The 17,287-nt window shown below is 54.1% G+C and carries 19 protein-coding genes and 1 riboswitch; of the genes, 15 read left to right on the forward strand and 4 right to left on the reverse strand.

The genetic code is table 11. The features are described 5' to 3' along the window. Window positions 1–124 precede the first annotated feature (124 nt). The 9 genes from ESZ91_RS08240 to ESZ91_RS08280 all read left to right on the forward strand — a co-directional run bounded on the left by ESZ91_RS08240 (window position 125) and on the right by ESZ91_RS08280 (window position 7,425). Entirely contained in the window at window positions 125–961 is an 837-nt protein-coding gene (locus ESZ91_RS08240; RefSeq protein ID WP_129226029.1) for an energy-coupling factor transporter ATPase, read from the forward strand. Beyond that, on the forward strand, window positions 937–1,809 hold the full coding sequence (locus ESZ91_RS08245) for an energy-coupling factor transporter ATPase (RefSeq protein ID WP_129226032.1): 873 nt from the start codon (window positions 937–939) through the stop codon (window positions 1,807–1,809). Before ESZ91_RS08240 ends, ESZ91_RS08245 begins: the two co-directional genes overlap by 25 nt. After that, on the forward strand, window positions 1,803–2,651 hold the full coding sequence (locus ESZ91_RS08250; RefSeq protein WP_129226034.1) for an energy-coupling factor transporter transmembrane component T family protein: 849 nt from the start codon (window positions 1,803–1,805) through the stop codon (window positions 2,649–2,651). Before ESZ91_RS08245 ends, ESZ91_RS08250 begins: the two co-directional genes overlap by 7 nt. 7 nt (window positions 2,652–2,658) lie before the next feature. Then, a complete protein-coding gene (gene truA, locus ESZ91_RS08255; RefSeq protein WP_129226036.1) occupies window positions 2,659–3,435 on the forward strand; it encodes a tRNA pseudouridine(38-40) synthase TruA in 777 nt (258 codons plus the stop codon). Window positions 3,436–3,440: 5 nt separating this feature from the next. Next, the gene (locus ESZ91_RS08260) at window positions 3,441–4,283 is read left to right on the forward strand and encodes a hypothetical protein (protein ID WP_129226039.1); all 843 of its coding nucleotides are present in this window, start codon (window positions 3,441–3,443) and stop codon (window positions 4,281–4,283) included. A 110-nt stretch (window positions 4,284–4,393) separates the two neighbouring features. Further along, entirely contained in the window at window positions 4,394–5,731 is a 1,338-nt protein-coding gene (gene mnmE / locus ESZ91_RS08265) for a tRNA uridine-5-carboxymethylaminomethyl(34) synthesis GTPase MnmE (protein ID WP_129226042.1), read from the forward strand. Window positions 5,732–5,742: 11 nt separating this feature from the next. Then, on the forward strand, window positions 5,743–6,639 hold the full coding sequence (locus ESZ91_RS08270; protein WP_129226045.1) for a LysR family transcriptional regulator: 897 nt from the start codon (window positions 5,743–5,745) through the stop codon (window positions 6,637–6,639). Between the two features lie 2 nt (window positions 6,640–6,641). Beyond that, complete coding sequence (locus ESZ91_RS08275) at window positions 6,642–7,121, forward strand: hypothetical protein (protein ID WP_129226048.1); 480 nt, start codon at window positions 6,642–6,644, stop codon at window positions 7,119–7,121. Beyond that, the gene (locus ESZ91_RS08280) at window positions 7,114–7,425 is read left to right on the forward strand and encodes a hypothetical protein (protein ID WP_129226051.1); all 312 of its coding nucleotides are present in this window, start codon (window positions 7,114–7,116) and stop codon (window positions 7,423–7,425) included. Before ESZ91_RS08275 ends, ESZ91_RS08280 begins: the two co-directional genes overlap by 8 nt. Before the next feature lie 32 nt (window positions 7,426–7,457). Here ESZ91_RS08280 and ESZ91_RS08285 read toward each other — a convergent pair whose 3' ends face one another. From ESZ91_RS08285 to asd, 4 genes are read right to left on the reverse strand one after another with little or no spacing between them, the layout of a single operon-like run. Continuing rightward, a complete protein-coding gene (locus tag ESZ91_RS08285) occupies window positions 7,458–8,063 on the reverse strand; it encodes a GNAT family N-acetyltransferase (protein ID WP_129226053.1) in 606 nt (201 codons plus the stop codon). A 2-nt stretch (window positions 8,064–8,065) separates the two neighbouring features. After that, window positions 8,066–8,830: a 4-hydroxy-tetrahydrodipicolinate reductase gene (dapB, locus tag ESZ91_RS08290; protein ID WP_129226055.1), complete on the reverse strand. Its 765-nt coding sequence runs from the start codon at window positions 8,828–8,830 to the stop codon at window positions 8,066–8,068. 1 nt (window position 8,831) lies between these two features. Continuing rightward, the gene (gene dapA / locus ESZ91_RS08295; RefSeq protein ID WP_129226058.1) at window positions 8,832–9,722 is read right to left on the reverse strand and encodes a 4-hydroxy-tetrahydrodipicolinate synthase; all 891 of its coding nucleotides are present in this window, start codon (window positions 9,720–9,722) and stop codon (window positions 8,832–8,834) included. A gap of 22 nt (window positions 9,723–9,744) precedes the next feature. Beyond that, window positions 9,745–10,824 carry an aspartate-semialdehyde dehydrogenase gene (gene asd, locus ESZ91_RS08300; protein WP_129226060.1) on the reverse strand — a complete coding sequence of 360 codons (1,080 nt, stop codon included), beginning with the start codon at window positions 10,822–10,824 and terminating at the stop codon, window positions 9,745–9,747. Between the two features lie 127 nt (window positions 10,825–10,951). Then, a riboswitch (Lysine riboswitch) is annotated at window positions 10,952–11,125 on the reverse strand. A gap of 157 nt (window positions 11,126–11,282) precedes the next feature. On the opposite strand from asd, the gene ESZ91_RS08305 reads away from it, so the two are divergent. From ESZ91_RS08305 to ESZ91_RS11665, 6 genes are read left to right on the forward strand one after another with little or no spacing between them, the layout of a single operon-like run. Then, on the forward strand, window positions 11,283–12,578 hold the full coding sequence (locus ESZ91_RS08305; protein ID WP_129226063.1) for a hypothetical protein: 1,296 nt from the start codon (window positions 11,283–11,285) through the stop codon (window positions 12,576–12,578). After that, window positions 12,578–13,315 carry a class I SAM-dependent methyltransferase gene (locus tag ESZ91_RS08310; protein ID WP_129226066.1) on the forward strand — a complete coding sequence of 246 codons (738 nt, stop codon included), beginning with the start codon at window positions 12,578–12,580 and terminating at the stop codon, window positions 13,313–13,315. Before ESZ91_RS08305 ends, ESZ91_RS08310 begins: the two co-directional genes overlap by 1 nt. A 2-nt stretch (window positions 13,316–13,317) precedes the next feature. Next, window positions 13,318–14,199, forward strand: a complete 882-nt coding sequence (hslO, locus tag ESZ91_RS08315) for an Hsp33 family molecular chaperone HslO (RefSeq protein WP_129226069.1) — start codon at window positions 13,318–13,320, stop codon at window positions 14,197–14,199. 11 nt (window positions 14,200–14,210) lie between these two features. Continuing rightward, entirely contained in the window at window positions 14,211–15,893 is a 1,683-nt protein-coding gene (locus ESZ91_RS08320; protein ID WP_129226071.1) for a tetratricopeptide repeat protein, read from the forward strand. After that, the gene (locus tag ESZ91_RS11660) at window positions 15,880–16,704 is read left to right on the forward strand and encodes a hypothetical protein (RefSeq protein WP_161971103.1); all 825 of its coding nucleotides are present in this window, start codon (window positions 15,880–15,882) and stop codon (window positions 16,702–16,704) included. The genes ESZ91_RS08320 and ESZ91_RS11660 overlap by 14 nt, the downstream gene beginning before the upstream one ends. A gap of 26 nt (window positions 16,705–16,730) precedes the next feature. After that, on the forward strand, window positions 16,731–17,231 hold the full coding sequence (locus tag ESZ91_RS11665; protein ID WP_161971104.1) for a DUF1643 domain-containing protein: 501 nt from the start codon (window positions 16,731–16,733) through the stop codon (window positions 17,229–17,231). Window positions 17,232–17,287 lie beyond the last annotated feature (56 nt).

The following is a 17,287-nucleotide window of genomic DNA, read 5'->3' on the forward strand; positions in this document are numbered from 1 at the left end:
TTCCCGTCAATAGTCAATCCTTTTGTGGTTATTTCGTTAAAAGGCGGTCTCGGCTTTGTGAATTGAAAAGAATGTGTTTGAAAACTGTTGTTAATTTTTTCCGCTTTTGCTATAATATCAAGGTATGGAAGCAGTTCATTTCGAAAACGTGAAATATTCATATACCGAAAACGGCAAACGCTTTGCCGTAAACGGCGTCACTCTCTCGATCGAAGAGGGGGAATTCGTCGCCGTGCTCGGCAGAAACGGCAGCGGCAAATCCACGCTGGCAAAACTGATCAACGCGCTATTAACGCCCGTTTCGGGCAAGGTGGAAGTGTTCGGCATGGACACTTCGGACAATAAAAAGACCTTCGAGATCCGCAAAAACGCGGGTATGGTCTTTCAGAATCCCGATAACCAGATGGTCGCCTCCATCGTGGAGGACGACGTGGCGTTCGGCCCCGAAAATATCGGCGTGCCGCGGGAAGAGATCGGGGAGCGCATCGGTTTCGCGCTCAAAGCCGTCGGCATGGAGGAGTACCGCACGTCTACGCCCACGCGCCTGTCGGGCGGGCAGAAACAGCGCATCGCCATCGCGGGCGTCCTCGCGATCAAGCCGAAGATCATGATCTTGGACGAATCCACCGCCATGCTCGATCCCAAGGGGCGGCGGGAGGTGATGGACGTCGTCAAACGGCTCAATAAAGAGGAAAACATGACGGTCATCCTCATCACGCACTTTATGGACGAGGCGCTCGAAGCGGACAGGGCGATCGTCATGAACCAGGGCGAGATCGTCATGCAGGGCACACCCGAAGAAATTTTTCGAAGGAGCGACGAACTGGAGATCTACAATCTCGCGCTGCCGCGTGCGGCGGCCATCGCCAAAAAACTGTCGGCGGGGGGAATGCCCGTCGCGACCGCGTTCGACGCGGAAACCGTCGCGGAGGAAATATGCGAATCGTTGCGCAGGATCTGACATATACGTATAACGCCAAATCGCCCTTTGCAAGTCAAGCGCTTTGCGGCGTTACGCTCACCATTGAGGAGGGCGAATTTTTCGGCATCATCGGGCACACGGGCAGCGGAAAATCCACGTTCGTGCAGCACCTCAACGCGCTCATACGGCTGACGGGCGGCTCTCTCAAAGTGGGGGAATACGACCTCGCCGACAAAAAGTGCAATTTTCTGGAACTGCGCAGCAAAGTCGGCATGGTGTTCCAGTATCCCGAATATCAGCTGTTCGCGGAAACGGTGGAAAAGGACGTCATGTTCGGGCTGAAAAACTTTGCCAAGGACATGAAGGAAGAGGAGATGAAAGCGGCCGTCAGAGAGGCGCTCGAGATCGTCGATCTGAATTACGCCGAGATCAAGGACAAATCCCCCTTCGAACTTTCGGGCGGACAGAAACGGCGCGTCGCCATTGCGGGCGTCATCGTCACCAAACCCGAGGTGCTCATTCTCGACGAACCCGCGGCGGGGCTCGACCCGCTCGGTAAAAAAGAAGTTATGCAGCTTTTGCACGCCATTCACGGCAAATGGTGCAAGACGATCGTCATCGTGTCGCACGACATGGACGAGATCAGCGAAAACTGCACCCGCGCCGCAGTGTTTGCCGACGGGAAAGTGGTGATGGAGGGCAAGCCGCACGAACTGTTCAAGAAGGGCGCAACGCTCGTGTCGCTGGGACTGGACGTGCCCGTGACCGCCAAGATCTGTATGCTCTTAAAGGAGCGGGGCATCGAGATAGACACGGATTTTTCCACCGAAGATTTTACCGCCAAAGTTCTCGCGCTGTATCGGCGTTCCAAAGAGGGCATATGTTAAACGACGTTACTTTCGGACAATTTTATCCCGCCAAGTCCTTTGTGCACAACATGGATGCGCGCGCGAAGATCGTCTTCGTGATCGCCTACATCGTGGCGATATTTCTGGCGGACAATTTTATCGCGCTGGGCGCGGTGACTTTATTTCTGATATTTGTCGTGCTGTTGTCCCGCGTGCCTTTCGGCAGCGTGCTGCGCTCGGTCAAGATGATCCTCTTCCTCATCGTGTTCACCGCGATCCTCAATCTGTTTTTCTATTCGGGCGAGAGCGCGTATAAGCCGCTCGTGGACTGGTGGATCATCACCATCACGCAGGAATCTCTGGTCAACATGGCTTTTCTGGCGCTGCGGCTCTTTCTTTTGGTCATGGGCACGTCGGTGCTCACGCTCACGACCACGCCCGTCTCTCTGACCGACGGCATCGAGAGCCTGCTCACGCCCCTCAAATGGATCAGATTCCCCGTGCACGAACTGGCGCTCATCATGAGCATCGCGCTGCGCTTTATCCCCACGCTGACCGACGAGACCAACCGCATCATCAGCGCGCAAAAGGCGCGCGGAGCGAATTTCGAAACGGGCGGGCTGATCAAGCGCGCCAAGGCGACGCTCCCGATCCTGATCCCGCTGCTCGTGAGCGCCTTCCGCCGCGCCGAAGATCTGGGCGACGCGATGGACGCCCGCTGTTACAGCGGCGCGAAAGGGCGCACGAAATATAAAAAACTCACCTTTACCTGGCGCGATCTTCTGGGGCTTCTCGTTCTCGGCGGACTGATCACGGGCATCGTATTTATCAATCTGTATTTCGGCAACGAGTTCGCCTTTCTCGCCTGGTTCAACAAGTGAGGCGCGTATGACGATCGCTTTGCTTGTTTGCTATGACGGAACGCGGCTCTCGGGCTGGCAGACGCAGTCGAACGCCGACAGCGTGCAGAGCGCGCTGGAAAGGGCGGTTTACGATGCGTTTTCCGAAAACGTGCGCGTTGCCGCGAGCGGGCGCACCGATTCGGGCGTGCACGCGGCGGGGCAGGTGTGTTCGCTTTCCTTGGAAAACCGCATTGCGCCCGAGAGGGTGGCGGACGCGCTCAACCGCTTTCTGCCCGAGGACGTCCGCGTGCTCGAAAGCGCCGCCGCGCCCGAAGGGTTCGACGCCTGCCGCATGGCGAAACAAAAGACCTACCGCTACCGCTTTTATGTAAGCGCGCGGCAAAATCCACTCAAAGAACGCTACGCGGCGCAGTTGAAGCGCATGCCCGATCCGGAAAAAATGCGCGCCGCCGCGAAACTGATAGAAGGCGAGCACGATTTCAAATGTTTCTGCGCGAGCGGCTCGGCGGCAAAAAGCACCGTGCGGCACGTGCTCTCCGCACAAATATCTCTCGAAAGATCGCTCGGCGGCGACGATATCGTGCTCGACGTGTGCGGCAAAGGGTTTCTGTATAATATGGTGCGCATCATTGCGGGCACGCTCGCTGCCGTCGGAGAGGGGAAAATCCGCGCGGAGGATATTTTGCGGGCGTTCGAAAGCGGCGAACGCGCTCTGCTCGGCAAAACGATGCCCGCCAAGGGGCTGACTTTATTGAACGTAGACTACGGTTTTCCGCTCTTTCCGAGAGCGATAAAGGAGTAAATCAAATGGAATTATTCGTATTATTTTCGATATTTTTCTCGTTCTGCAATCCATTGCTGGGCGTCGAAGCGGGATTCCGCGTATGGGACTGCTCGACGGCTCTCATCGTGTCCCTCTGCCTGTACGCGGTGATCTACGTGTTCAAGGCGATCGCGCTTTCCACCATGGCGAAAAACGCGGGCAAAGATAAACTCGTCTGGTGCGCCTTCGTGCCCGTCGCCAGCACCTATCTGATGGGGGAACTTGCAGGCGACACGCGCTTTTTCAATCATACGTTCAAGAAGATCGGGCTGATCGCCATGATCACCGAGATCGTCGTCATACTGGCGTTTCTCTGCTCTTACGTGCCGCAGTACTATATCATCGACGGCGGCTATTATCTCGAACCCGTAAAGGGCAGCGGCGGACTGCAGATCGTAGATTCCGTGCCTTTATGGTTATTCAACCTCTATAAGGTCGGCGATATCGTGTACAGTATTTTGTCGTGGATCTATCTCTTCGTGTTCGTATTCCTGTATATCGCTATTTTCCGCACCTATTACGCCCGCGGGCATGTGCTGTTCACCATCATTTCCGCGCTGTTTCCCGTATCGGCGTTTTTCCTGTTCGCCATCCGCAACAATCCCGCGGTCAACTACGAAAAATTTATGCAGGAGCAGATGGAGCGCATGCGCCGCGCACAGCAGGGAAATCCCTACAATCCGTACGGCAATACTCCTTACGGGCAGGACTCGTACAACGGCGACGCGCCTGCTCCGCCCGACGATCCGTTCGACGAATTTTCTTCCCAAGACAAGAACGAGGGGGGCAAGAAGGACGACAACGACCCCGACGATTTCTTTAACTGAACGAAAGCGCGGCTTTTCAGGCCGCGCTTTATTTTATGCCGATTGACAAGAAGGCTCGCTTATGATATAATCGGGATGATAAAAAACGACAGGCAGAAGAGGCGCAGCGTATGAAAAATCCCAATATAGCCGCGATATCCACGCCGCCCGGGAAAGGCGGCGTCGCGATCATCCGCATCAGCGGCGGCGACCCGCTTTCCATTGCGGAAAAAATGTTTGTTCCCGCGGGCAAAACGGCGGTTGCGGCGTTTTCGCCCAATCATATGTACCCCGGCGAGATAGACGCGGGCGATTTTAAAGATTACGGGCTGTGCGTCTATTTCCGCGCGCCCAAAAGTTTTACGGGCGAGGACGTGGTGGAATTTCACTGCCACGGCGGGTCAAGCATCGCGCGCGGCGTTCTGCGGCGCGCTTTCGAACTGGGCGCGGCGGGCGCGCAGCGCGGCGAATTCACCAAGCGCGCGTTCTTAAACGGAAAACTTTCCCTTTCTTCCGCGGAGGGGCTCATCGACATGATCAACGGCGAGAGCGAGGCGGAAGTGCGCGCTGGATATATGCTGTACTGCGAGCGCCTGAAAAAGGTCGCCGACGGACTGCAAGCGTCGCTGACGGAAATTTTGGCGGGCATCGACGCGGACGTCGATTTTCCCGAGGAAGATCTCGAACACACCGACCTTGCCGACGTCAAAACTAAAATCGGCGCGATCCGCGATAAACTGATCGAACTTCGGGGCACCTATTCGGTGGGGCAAAAGATACGGCAGGGCGTCAACGTGGTCATCGCGGGGCGGCCGAACACGGGGAAGAGTTCGCTTTTGAACGCATTGCTCGGCGCGGATAAGGCGATCGTTTCGTCCGTTGCGGGCACCACGCGCGACGCGGTGGAGGGGGCGCTCGAGATCGGGGGCGTACGCTTTAATCTCTACGATACCGCGGGGCAGCGCGAGAGCGAGAACGAGATTGAGAATATCGGCATCGAGCGCGCGCGGCAACTTACGGAGGGCGCCGACCTCGTGCTCTTCGTGCTCGACGCGGGCGAAGAATTTTCCGAAGAGGACAGATCGATCGCCGAAAAGATCGAAAACAAGAATAAGATCGTCGTATACAATAAATCCGACCTGTCCGACGCGCGCGGGATGCGTGCCGATATCCGCGTGAGCGCGAAAACGGGCGAAAATATCCAAACGCTCAAACAGATGATGCTGGAAAAGAGCCTCCAAGGTTACAGCGCGGACGCGGAATACCTTATCGAGCAGCGCCATTATTTCGCGTTGGGGAAGGCTCTCGAAGGCGTCGAAGCCGCATATCGCGCCTGCGGCAATGCGCCGCTCGATCTTCTCGGGATCGACTTGAAAGCCGCGTGGGACGCTCTGGGAGAGATCAGCGGCATGACTGCGAACGAGGCGATCATCGACGAAATATTCGCAAAATTCTGCGTGGGCAAATAAAGGAGAGTTTTATGGTAAACCTGGAATTATACCGCGTCTTTTATACCGTCGCGAAGTGCGGCAGCCTGACGCGCGCGGCGGAGGAACTTTTTATCAGCCAGCCTGCGGTCTCGCAGGCGATCAAACAGTTGGAAGGGCAGTTGGATACGCCGCTGTTCAACCGCACGCACCGCGGCATGGAACTTTCCGAACAGGGCGGCAAGCAGATATTCGACATCGTCGAGCGCGCGCTCGGTCAATTGGAAACGGCGGAAAACAAACTGAAAGAGATCAACCAGACCGCGACGGGCACTATCCGTATCAGCGCGTCGGATACCATTTTTTCTTACGTGCTCATCGACAAGATCGCGGAATATCACGCAAAATTCCCGAGCGTCAAACTCAATCTCGTCAACTGCATCACCACGGAAACGCTTGACTTATTGAAGAACAACAAGTGCGACATCGCCTTTCTGAATCTGCCCATCGAGGACAAAGACATCAACCTCACGAGCGTGGTCATGCCGCTGCACGATATTTTCGTCGCCAACGAAAATTACGCGGAACTTTCCAAGGAAGTGCAGCCGCTCAATTCCATGCACGATTATCCGCTTCTGATGCTGGACATGAGCACGGTCACGCGCAAGGCGATCATTCAGTTTTCCCATTCCATCGGCGTGCATCTGCATCCCGAGATTGAATGCGGAAGCCTGGAACTTCTGATCCAACTCGCGAAAAACGGCGTGGGCATCGCGTGTGCGCCGCGCGAATACGTCAGGCGCGAACTCAACGAAGAAAAATCGCTCGTCGAGATCCGCACGGATCCGCCGCTTCCCGCGCGCGCCGTCGGCATTGCCTTCCCTAAAAACCAGCCGCTTTCCTACGCGGTCAAAGAATTTTTCAAAATGTTCAACGAAGAGGGAAAATGAAAATGGACGAGATAGATGACGGTACGTATTATGAAGTCGTTTTTAAAAAAATCACAAAATATGAATGGCTGGCAGCCGCGCTGCTCGCGGTGATCTTCGCTGTCGGCACGGCGCTCGCAATTATGAATTACAAGCCCGCGAAAGGCACGCTGACGCTCGACAACTACGAGGATTTCGTGAATATAAAGGGTTCTGATTATATATCAAACGCGACCCAGACCGAATTTAATGCTTACTTTTCTGTCAGTGTGCAAATCCCGTACGGAGTAAAGTACGAAATTGAAAACTTTTCCGTCACCGTTCTTGTTTCGGCGGTCGGCGGCGTGACGGCGGAAACGATCACTCTATCGGGGCATTTAAAGACGGACAGTCGCTTTTCGGAAGATTGCACGATTCATGTAAAAAAAGATCCTAACGCTTCGAATGTAATCCCTGCCGAAATTACGATACAGAGCATAGAGGGGGATTATTACCATGTCTAATTATACCAGGCGAAAATTATTTACGGCTTCGCTCTATGCGTTGGGTATACTCTCGTTTGTCGTTGCTCTTTGCGTGCGCCATTTAGAGACATTGATGCTGATTTTAGCAGTATTCTCTTACTTTGCGGGGGGTTTGATTGCCCGTTACGCGTACAATCTTTGTAAATTCTCCAATTTCATCCAAGGCTATTTTGGCCATCGCTACGAGGTAAGTTCCGAGCCGAGCGATTTGGCGGTTTATATTGTTCGTGGCTGCGGATATTTTTTAGCCGTATTCGGTTTATGTTTGTTTATGTTTTCGTAAAAAAGAGAGCGTCCGAAATTTCGGACGCTCTCTTATTCGGTTTTATCGAAATCTTCTATGAAGCGGACGGCCGAAAGATCCCAATATTTCCGATAAACGTTCTGATCCCGGCCGTCGAAATTTAACTGATACATCCGAAACGTAACGGGGAAATTTTTCGGCTGCCACTGCTCTTTGTAGGAATAGCGATAGCGCATACCCAGCCGCCGCATGACTTTGCCGCTGCGGGGATTGTTTACGTCGTGCGTGGCGGTGATAAAGCGGAAATCGTCTTGTTTCAGTTGCTCGATGAGCGCTTTTCCCGCTTCGGTTACGATGCCGCGATGCCAAAACGCAGGCAAAAGCCCGTAGCCGAAATCGTGGTGTTCTTCCGTGCTCGCATGTATGTATCCGATCGGGATATCGTCAGTTTTCAGACAGATCGCGTAACTGTAACCGCGCGGCTGCCTGTATACTTGAAAGAACCGCTCTTCCAGGATCGCACGCGTTTGTTCAGAATCTTTCGCGGGATACCACGGCAGATACGTATTCACCGTGAGATCGCTGAATATGCGGAACGCGGCACCGAGGTCGTCTTCCGTAAATCTTCGTAGGCGCAGGCGCTCGGTTTCGATGCATGGTGTGTTTTCGAAATGCATTTTTATTTTTTCATACCGTCGATGACGTTTTTCATGTCGTATCTTCCGGCGGGTTTGCCTTTCATAAAACTGGCGGCTTTTAAAGCGCCCGCCGCGAACACGCGCTTGCTGCGCGCGCTGTGCGAAAGGGTGATGATCTCGTCTTCGCCCGCGAACATCACTTCGTGCTCGCCGACGATGGTGCCGCCGCGCACCGCGTGGATACCGAGTTCGCGCCTGTCGCGCGCGCCCGTCATGCCTTCGCGACCGTATACGTATTTTTTGTTGCCGTCGAACGCCTCGTTCACGCTTTCCGCGAGCATGTACGCCGTACCCGAAGGCGCGTCCTTTTTCAGGTTGTGATGCTTTTCGATGATCTCCACGTCGAAATTTTCTCCGAGGAACGCCGCCGCCTCTTTTACGAGTTTTTGCAGGAGATTGACTCCCACGGAGAGGTTCGCCGTCTTGAAGAGTGGTATCTTTCCGCTCGCCCGTTCGATGGTTTTGAGATCTTCCTCCGAATAGCCCGTGGCGCATAAAATTGCAGCCGCGCCCGTTCTTTCGCAGTAGGAAAGCACGTTATAAAGATTTGCCGCCGCGGAAAAATCCACGACCGCGTCCGCCGCCGCGGAAATTTTATCGAAACCGTCGTAGACGGGCACGCCCGCCGTTTCGCCGTTTTTCATATCCACGCCCGCAAGCACGCAAAATTCTTTGTCGGCCTGCGCGAGTTCCAAAACCGTGCGGCCCATATGCCCGAAAATGCCGCTGATGATCAGATTCGTCATGTCAGTCCACCCTATAGCCGAGCGCGCGGAGAGAATCTCTCACCGCCGCCTTGTGCGCCTCTTCCAATTCCGTTAAAGGGGCGCGGGGGACGCCGCCCGAAAGCCCGAGCATATCCGCCGCCGCCTTGACGGGAATGGGATTTACCTCGCAGAACATGAGATCGGTAAAGGGCAGCAGTTCGTCCTGTAAAATATACGCCTTTTCGAACTCGCCCGCCGCCATATATTCGTAGAGTTGTTTCATCTGGCGGGGGAGCGCGTTGGACACGACGGAGATGAGCCCCGCGGCGCCGATCGCGAGCATGGGTAAATTCAGGTGATCGTCGCCCGAATACAACTCGCATTTGCCGCGCACCTCGCGCGCGGTGTGCATGATCTGCTCCATATTGCCGCACGCCTCTTTGATGCCCGCGACGTTGGGGATCTCGGCGATCCTGCCCATGGTGGCGGGCTGAATATTGACGCCCGTCCGCGGCGGCACGTTGTAGCAGATGACGGGGATATCCACCGCCTCGCAGACGGCCTTATAATATTCGTATAACCCGTTCTGCGTACACTTGTTATAATAGGGCGTGACGACTAAAAGCCCGTCGGCGCCCAGTTTCTGCGCCTTGACGCTCGCTTCCACCGCGTGGGCGGTGCAGTTGCTGCCGCTGCCGAATATCAAACGTACGCGGCCCGCCGCGCGCTCTTTGGAAAAGCGCATCACGTCTTCTTTTTCTTCTTCGGTCATGGTTGCGGGTTCGCCCGTCGTGCCCAGCACCACGAGCGCGTCCGTCCCGTTCTCGATCTGATACTCGATCATGCGGCCGAAGGCTTCGAAATTGACTTTGCCTTCCGCCGTGAACGGGGTGATCATGGCAGTCGCGCTGCCTCTGAAAAAATTCAACATAGATTTCTCCCTCGGCTTTGGCTCAGCCGAAATATCCTTTTGCCGCCAGAAGTTCCGCCATCAGCACCGCGCCGCCCGCCGCGCCGCGAAGTGTATTGTGCGAAAGGCAGACGAACTTGTAATCGAACAGGATGTCGTCCCTGAGCCTCCCCACGCTGACCGCCATGCCGTTTTCCAGGTTCCTATCGAGTTTCGCCTGCGGGCGGTTGTCCTCTTCGAAATAGTGGATAAACTGCGCGGGCGCGCTGGGAAGTTTCAACGCCTGCGGTTCGCCCGAAAATTCCGCCCACGCCTTTAAAATTTCTTCTTTGGAAGGTTTGTTCTCAAAGGAAACGAACACCGCCGCCGTATGCCCGTCGGAAACGGGCACGCGCAGGCACTGCGCCGTAATGACGGGCGCGCTCGCGTTCACGATGGCGCCGTTTTCGATATGCCCCCAGATCTTCAACGGTTCGCGTTCGGATTTTTCTTCTTCGCCGCCGATATAGGGGATCACGTTGTCTAAAATTTCGGGCATGGTTTCGAACGTCTTGCCCGCGCCGCTGATCGCCTGATAGGTGGTGACCGCCGCCGCCTTTACGCCGTATTTCATAAGGGGATGCAGGGCGGGCACGTAACTTTGCAGCGAGCAGTTGCTCTTGACCGCGATAAAGCCGCGCTTTGTGCCCAAACGCTTTTTCTGCGCGTCGATGATTTTCGCGTGATCGGGGTTGATCTCGGGAATGATCATGGGCACGTCGGGTGTCGCGCGGTGCGCGGAGTTGTTGGAAATGACGGGGATCTCCGCCTTTGCGTAGCGCTCTTCCAGCGCCTTGATCTCCTCTTTTTTCATGTTGACCGCGCAGAATACGAAATCGACTTTTTCTTTGATCTTTTGAAGATCCGCTTCCGCGTCGTAGACGATCATGTCCGCGAGTTTTTCGGGGATGGGGGAGGTCATCGCCCAGCGTTTGCCGACCGCGTCTTTATATTTTTTCCCCGCGGAAGAGGGGGAAGCCGCCAAAGCGGCGACGCGGAACCAGGGGTGCTCCGCAAGCAAAAGACTGAATCTCTGACCGACCATTCCTGTCGCGCCGATGATCGCGACGTTGTACTGTTTCATATTTTTCTATGCTCCTCAAAAATTTTTCCGTAAAACAAAACGGCGCCGAATCCGACACCGCCGTAATAATAAAGAAACTCTGTCTGCGGGCGCGCGAAACGCCGAAACCGACCTTGTCGGAACAGCCTGCAAAAATAGTTCTCCACGTCGGTGACAGTCGCAAGGGTATTGACCTTTGCGCCCAGCGAACCGTTCGGGCAAACGAACGGCGCTTCGGCGGAGATACCCTTTCCCGCGCACCAAAATCTGCCTTTTGTCCGCGCGCACGGTACTTTTGTTCATCCGCTCCTCTATTTAGCAACAGTATCTTACCATACAGCGAAAAAAAAGTCAAAGATTTTATTTCCCGACAGCAATTTAATTGAAAAAAATTTTGTTTTGTAGTACAATGAATTGGTATTTTAAACTGCGAAGTCGTTTCGCTATTTATTTAGTAAGAAGATAATTTCGGAGGACATATGGCAACAGGAGAAAAGAAAGGCTTTATCGCCCGCATGCTCGAAGGCAAGGAGAGGGACGACGCGTACGCACGGAGCACGCTTCCTTCCAACCGCTGGGGGCTGTTTTGGGATATATTCAAGGGCAGGTTTTCCAAACTCGTCATTTTAAACCTTTTGATGCTCATCTTTTTCATTCCGCTCATTCTCGTGATCGTGTTCCGCTCTCTCTACATTCAGGTGCAGAGCGGGCTGATGCCCTTTGCCTCCGGTATGGGCGGCGGCTTCGGCGCGATCCCCAACCTCGCGGGCCTGCAGGAAAACGTGGCGATGTCCACCAACCTCATGTTCGGTCTGTTTATCATCGTCGCGTGCGTCATCGCGGCGGTCGGGCTTTCGGGCGGCATCTACGTCATCCGCAACATGGTCTGGACGGAAGGCATCTTTATCGCCAATGATTTCTGGCGCGGCATCAAGATCAACTTCGTCATCGTCATGCAGTCTACTCTATTTTACGCGGTCATGCTCTTTTTGTTTACCATGAGCATCAGTTGGGCGAACTATCTTCTGTCCGTAGACGGCGGCGTCGCCTTTCTCCTTGTTACGTCACAAGTCCTTTCGTATATCGCGATCGGCGTCGTGACGGTCATGTATCTGTGGATGCTGTCCATGGGCGGAAATTACAAACTCAAATTTTTCCAACTTCTGAAAAATTCCTTCCTGATGACGTTCGGGCTTATTTTCCAGAATATTTTCTTCATCGCGCTGATGGCGATCCCTCTCATTTTGCTGCTCCTCGGCTCTTTCTTTATGATGATCGGCATCGTCATCATGATCCTTTTCGGCATTTCCTTCATGCTCCTCGTGTGGTTCGACTACTCGCAGTGGGCGTTCGATAAATTCTTCGAATCCAAGAGGGAAGGCGGCAAAGTCAACCGCGGCATCTACGCGAAGGCGGGCAAGGGCGGCGCGGAGAGCAAGGCGGTGCAGGAATACAACGCGGCGCTCGCGAGCACGAAATCCGAACTCGCGTCCCGTCCCATCAAGCCCATCACCGATAATCTGAAAGTGTACGAACTGCCCGACGCTTTCTCGCGCGAAGATCTGAAAAAACTGCGCGAATCCAAAACGGCGATCGCGGAGGATTCCGAACGCTACGAGAACGAGCATAAAAACGACAAGAAATACGTCGAATACAATGCCATGTTCGAACAGCAGGAGGCTGAGGCGAAGGCCGCGGAAGAAGCCGAAAAAGGAAAAAAATCCAAAAAATCCAAGGACAAGTTGGGCACAGGACCCAAGGGGGAAGGCAAATAATGCGCCGTTTTCCCGCGTATTTCGCGTTGGCGGATTGGTTCGAATATCTGAATGCAGACTGCGACTATGAAAAATGGTCGCAGTATTTGCATAACGAGTTGCTTTCTTTGGGCGTGCGCGCGGGCGCGGGGCTGGATATCGGCTGCGGCAGCGGCTGTTTCTCGCGCGCCTTTGCCCGTTTCGGCTATTCCATGACGGGATACGACGTGAGCGAACGCATGCTCGCCAAAGCAAACTCTCTTTCCGTTTCCGAAGGGGTGCGGCCGCGCTATATCCTGTGCGATCTGTTAAAATTGAAAACGTTTGAAAAGGCGGATTTCGCCCTGTGCGTGAACGACTGCCTCAACTATGTGCCGCAAAGCAAACTTGCGGCCGCTTTCCGTCGCGCGGCGGGCGCGCTGAAAAAGGGCGGGGCATATCTTTTCGATATCTCTTCCGAATACAAACTCAGAGAGATCGTCGGAAACAATACCTTTTGCGAGGACAGGGAAGAAGTCGCGTATCTGTGGTTCAACCGACTGAAAGGCGACAGTGTGGAAATGGATTTTACCATTTTCGCCAAGCGCGAAGACGGCGCGTTCGAGCGCGGCGACGAGCGGCACGTGCAGTATATCCACACAGAAGAGAACGTGGAACGCTGCCTGCGCGAGGCTGATTTTACGCTCGTGAAAAAGACGGGCGCGTTCGGGGACGACGGCGACAAAACGCGCGTGAACTTTATCTGTGTGAGGAACTGAAAATGGGTAAGACCGAAAATAAAATTTTAAGAGGGCTGGTGTTCGACGACGAAGTTTCTTTGGCGGTGCTCGACACCACCGAACTCGTCAACGAAGCGATCCGCATACATAACCTTTCGCCTCTGGCGGCGGCGGCGCTGGGGCGCACGCTTACCGTGGCGGCATATATGTGTTCTTCCCTGAAGAGCGAAAACGCGGCGCTTTCCGTCAATATCCGAGGGGACGGCGTCGGCGGCCCCATCTGCGTGAGCGGGGACAAAGACCTGCATATGCGCGGCACGATCGAAGATCCCGCGGCTTTTCTTCCCCCCAACGAGGCGGGGAAACTGGACGTGGGCGGCTGCGTCGGGCGCAAGGGATACCTGAGCGTCGTCCGCAGCGACGGCGAGGGAGCGCCTTTCGTGGGGACGACGGAACTGATAAGCGGAGAGATCGGAGAAGATTTCGCCGCCTATTTCGCGTACAGTGAACAGATCCCCACAGCCATCGCAGTGGGCGTCAAGGTGGGAAAAGACGGGACCTGTCTGGGTGCGGGCGGCGTGATCTTGCAGCCGCTTCCCGGCGCGAGCGAAGAAAATATCCGCAAAACCGAAGAGATCATGGAAAATTTCCGCAGCGTCAGCTCGCTCGTGGAACAGGGTTCCGCAGAAGAGATCGCGGAAAAATATTTCGGGAATGTCAAATATTACACATTAAAACCCGAATACAAGTGTAATTGCAGCAGAAATTATATAGAGGGAGTTCTTCTCTCCATGGGCGAAAAAGAACTTATGGACGCGCTCGAAGAGGAGGGGAAGATCTGCGTGCACTGCCATTACTGCAACACGGACTATGTTTTTTCGGCGGAGGACGTCGAAAAACTTCTTGCCGGCGCCCGTACATAAGAGGTACCCGAATGGATGAAAAAGTAATCGCGTTCGATGCGGGCGAAGATCGTCTTGTCGAACTCGCCGAGCGTTACTGCGACGAAAAGAATTTTTGCGCGGCGCTGCGCATGATCCATAAAAAGATCAACCTTTACGGTGCGGAGCCCGACGACTGGATGTTTCTGGCGGAAATTTACGACGACATGGAAACGTACGAAATGGCGATCAACTGCTGGTTCCGCTATCTTGCCGTCTGCGAGATAGAGGCGCTCGCGGACGCATACGAAGGGCTTGCCGCCTGTTATTACAATGTGGGAAACGAAGCGCAGTCCGCCTATTATTACAATAAAATGCTCTCCGAAGACGACGACGTGCCCGCCGAAAGCAAAATGGAGATCGCGCGTATGTTCACCCGTTCGCCCAAGAGCCTTTTCAAGGTGGTCTATCCGCCTGAAAAAGCGGATTACGGCGAAACGGTGGACGAGGGCGTCAAACTTTTGAAATCGGGAAAGTACGAGGACGCCGCGACGGCGTTTTCCAAGGTGCATCCCGCCTCTCGCCTTGCGGGCGCGGCGAAAAATTATCTCGCCGTCTGCCATCTCGTCACGGGGGATTCCGATGCGGCGGAAAAGGATTGTCTGGAACTTCTGGAAAAAGATCCCGACGACGTGCAGGCGCTTTCCACTTACTGCGCCGTGCTCATCGAAAAGAAACAGACGGCAAAGAGCCGCGAGATCGCGCGCAGACTGGCTTCTATCTCCACCGAAAATCCCGACGAACTGTACAAAATCGCCACGGTCTGCTGCGAAAGCGGACTGGACGCAGAGGCATACGAAAAATTCTGCGTTTTGGAGGAGATCGTCCGTTACGATCTGACTCTTATCTACTTTAAATCGGTAGCCGCCTGCAAATGCGGCAAATACCGCGAAAGCCTGGAAGGGTTCGGCAAGATCATAGACGTGTTCCCCCATGCGGAAGTCGCGCGCTATTATTATAACGCGATGCGCCTGTATCTGGAAGAGGGCGGACAGCCGCCCGCGGTCGACTATTTTTATAAACTTCCCAAAGCTGAGCGCGATAAGCGCGTGCAGTTGTTGGCGGCGCTCTCGGACGTCAAAAGCGACGAACTCAGACGTTACGGCAGGGAATACGACCTCGTGCCGCTGTTTCGCTGGTGTTTCGACGAGTTTGACGGGCAGGAGCCCGAATTGCAGCTATTGGCCGTGAATGTGGCGGTGCGTGCGGGCGAGTACGGTTTTTTGCAGGAAATGTTTCTGGACAGCACCGTGAACGACGTCATCAAGATCGAAACGGCGCGGAAGATCTTCGAGCGAAACAAAGACGCGAGCATCGCGGTGGTGCTCTGCGACGTGTTCAAACAACTGGAATTCGTGCGTTTGGAAGTGGGGCGCGTCAAACACAAGATCTTCGTTTCCGCCTATTCGATGTGCGCGGCGAAATTCTGTCTGCTCGGCAACGAACATACGCATAAATTCAACCGCGCGGCAGTTAAAATGTATAATATTCTGGAAGAAAAAAATCTGTTGACGCTGGTGACGGACAAGGAAAGCCTGGCATGCGCGATTTTCCTCTTCACGCGGAAGGGAAAGGGCGATTTCAAGGGCGCGCTGGAATCGTTCCGCGCCGACGAAACGAACGTCCGCACCTTATTGGAAGCGGTCAGGCAAGGAGATAAAAATGAAACTCATTGATTTCGACGGTATTTTTAACAACAAGATGGCGAAGATGATCGAAAAACACGCCGCGGAGCATACCGAAAGCGAGTGGGAAGATCTGATCGCGGATCTATACAAAAAGTTTGGGGACACGCCTTTGAAAGAACTTGGCGCCACGCCCCGCGCGTATTTCGGAGCGATGAGCGAGTCGGCGCTCGTCGAAACGCTCAAAGAATATCTTTTGCAGGATATTTCCGTGCCCGATTTTCTGTGCGAGGCGCTCGAAGGGCGCGACTGTACCGAGCCGCTATTGAAACTTCTCTACGAAACGGACGAACAACTCGTGCAATACGCGATCAATCTTCTGAACACGAATCCGAAAGCCGCCGTGCGCTATGCGGAAATGCTGAAAGAGGACGCGTACGACGAGCACGTGAAAGACAGCCTTGCGGATATGCTCAAACCCAACGCCGATCTGTTGCTCGAAGAGGTGCTCGCGCTTTGCAAGGACAAAGAGACCGAACCGTACGCTCTGGAGATCCTCTCCAAACTGAAAAACAAGGACGACAGGGCATACGCCGCGCTGATGAACGCATTTCTTGCCGCGGACGATCGCGAACTGCCCCTTTTATGCGCCTATCTCGCCTCCTACGGCGACGAGCGCGCGCTGCCCGTTTTCATGGGGACCATCGAGCGCGAGGATATCGATTACGTGCTCTTTCAGGAACTCAAATTCGCCATCGAGGCTCTCGGCGGCGAATACAACAAAGAGCGCGATTTCTCTTCCGACGAAAATTATCAGAAGATCATGGCGGCAGAAGCCCGCGAAATATTCCCCAAAAACTGAAAATTTTTATACACAAAGGAGTAAATATGGCTTGGCTGTACGAAACCGACGAAGAGGACAGGTCGCGTTTTGTGTTGGGTGAGGTCGCGGATCCTCGTTCGCGCACGCTATTATGTTTCGGGATCAACCCGAGCACGGCAACATTGCAAAAATTCGATCAGACGCTGAAAAGTACCATACGGTTGGCGCATTTCAACGGTTATAAAAACTGGGTTATGTTAAATATTTATCCGCAGAGGGCAACGGATCCGAACGATCTGTCCGTATCAGAAGATTTCGGTTTAATGCAGACGAACTTATTACATATCCGAAACCTGCTCCAAACATATCCCGCTTGCGACGTTTTGTTCGCTTACGGCAATCTGATTTCTAAAAGAAAGTACCTGAAAACGTGTCTGCAACGTATCGTCGACCTTTTACATGACGGATTTCAAGGCAATTATCTCATGATCGGCAGGACGAAACAGGGAAATCCACGCCATCCTCTTTATGCAAAAACATCGAAATTTTTGCCTTATACGTTATAATTCTTCCGTATAATTCCTCTTTAGAACGAGCATACTTAGCGTACATCTTTTTTGAC

Origin of the sequence: Candidatus Borkfalkia ceftriaxoniphila (genome assembly GCF_004134775.1) — a bacterium.
Lineage (GTDB): Bacteria > Bacillota > Clostridia > Christensenellales > Borkfalkiaceae > Borkfalkia > Borkfalkia ceftriaxoniphila.

Bases quoted from the DNA above. Each gene is read 5' to 3' on its own strand.
- ESZ91_RS08240 (WP_129226029.1), top strand. From the start codon at position 125: ATGGAAGCAGTTCATTTCGAAAACGTGAAATATTCATATACCGAAAAC.
- ESZ91_RS08245 (WP_129226032.1), top strand. From the start codon at position 937: ATGCGAATCGTTGCGCAGGATCTGACATATACGTATAACGCCAAATCG.
- ESZ91_RS08250 (WP_129226034.1), top strand. From the start codon at position 1,803: ATGTTAAACGACGTTACTTTCGGACAATTTTATCCCGCCAAGTCCTTT.
- truA (WP_129226036.1), top strand. From the start codon at position 2,659: ATGACGATCGCTTTGCTTGTTTGCTATGACGGAACGCGGCTCTCGGGC.
- ESZ91_RS08260 (WP_129226039.1), top strand. From the start codon at position 3,441: ATGGAATTATTCGTATTATTTTCGATATTTTTCTCGTTCTGCAATCCA.
- mnmE (WP_129226042.1), top strand. From the start codon at position 4,394: ATGAAAAATCCCAATATAGCCGCGATATCCACGCCGCCCGGGAAAGGC.
- ESZ91_RS08270 (WP_129226045.1), top strand. From the start codon at position 5,743: ATGGTAAACCTGGAATTATACCGCGTCTTTTATACCGTCGCGAAGTGC.
- ESZ91_RS08275 (WP_129226048.1), top strand. From the start codon at position 6,642: ATGGACGAGATAGATGACGGTACGTATTATGAAGTCGTTTTTAAAAAA.
- ESZ91_RS08280 (WP_129226051.1), top strand. From the start codon at position 7,114: ATGTCTAATTATACCAGGCGAAAATTATTTACGGCTTCGCTCTATGCG.
- ESZ91_RS08285 (WP_129226053.1), bottom strand. From the start codon at position 8,063: ATGCATTTCGAAAACACACCATGCATCGAAACCGAGCGCCTGCGCCTA.
- dapB (WP_129226055.1), bottom strand. From the start codon at position 8,830: ATGACGAATCTGATCATCAGCGGCATTTTCGGGCATATGGGCCGCACG.
- dapA (WP_129226058.1), bottom strand. From the start codon at position 9,722: ATGTTGAATTTTTTCAGAGGCAGCGCGACTGCCATGATCACCCCGTTC.
- asd (WP_129226060.1), bottom strand. From the start codon at position 10,824: ATGAAACAGTACAACGTCGCGATCATCGGCGCGACAGGAATGGTCGGT.
- ESZ91_RS08305 (WP_129226063.1), top strand. From the start codon at position 11,283: ATGGCAACAGGAGAAAAGAAAGGCTTTATCGCCCGCATGCTCGAAGGC.
- ESZ91_RS08310 (WP_129226066.1), top strand. From the start codon at position 12,578: ATGCGCCGTTTTCCCGCGTATTTCGCGTTGGCGGATTGGTTCGAATAT.
- hslO (WP_129226069.1), top strand. From the start codon at position 13,318: ATGGGTAAGACCGAAAATAAAATTTTAAGAGGGCTGGTGTTCGACGAC.
- ESZ91_RS08320 (WP_129226071.1), top strand. From the start codon at position 14,211: ATGGATGAAAAAGTAATCGCGTTCGATGCGGGCGAAGATCGTCTTGTC.
- ESZ91_RS11660 (WP_161971103.1), top strand. From the start codon at position 15,880: ATGAAACTCATTGATTTCGACGGTATTTTTAACAACAAGATGGCGAAG.
- ESZ91_RS11665 (WP_161971104.1), top strand. From the start codon at position 16,731: ATGGCTTGGCTGTACGAAACCGACGAAGAGGACAGGTCGCGTTTTGTG.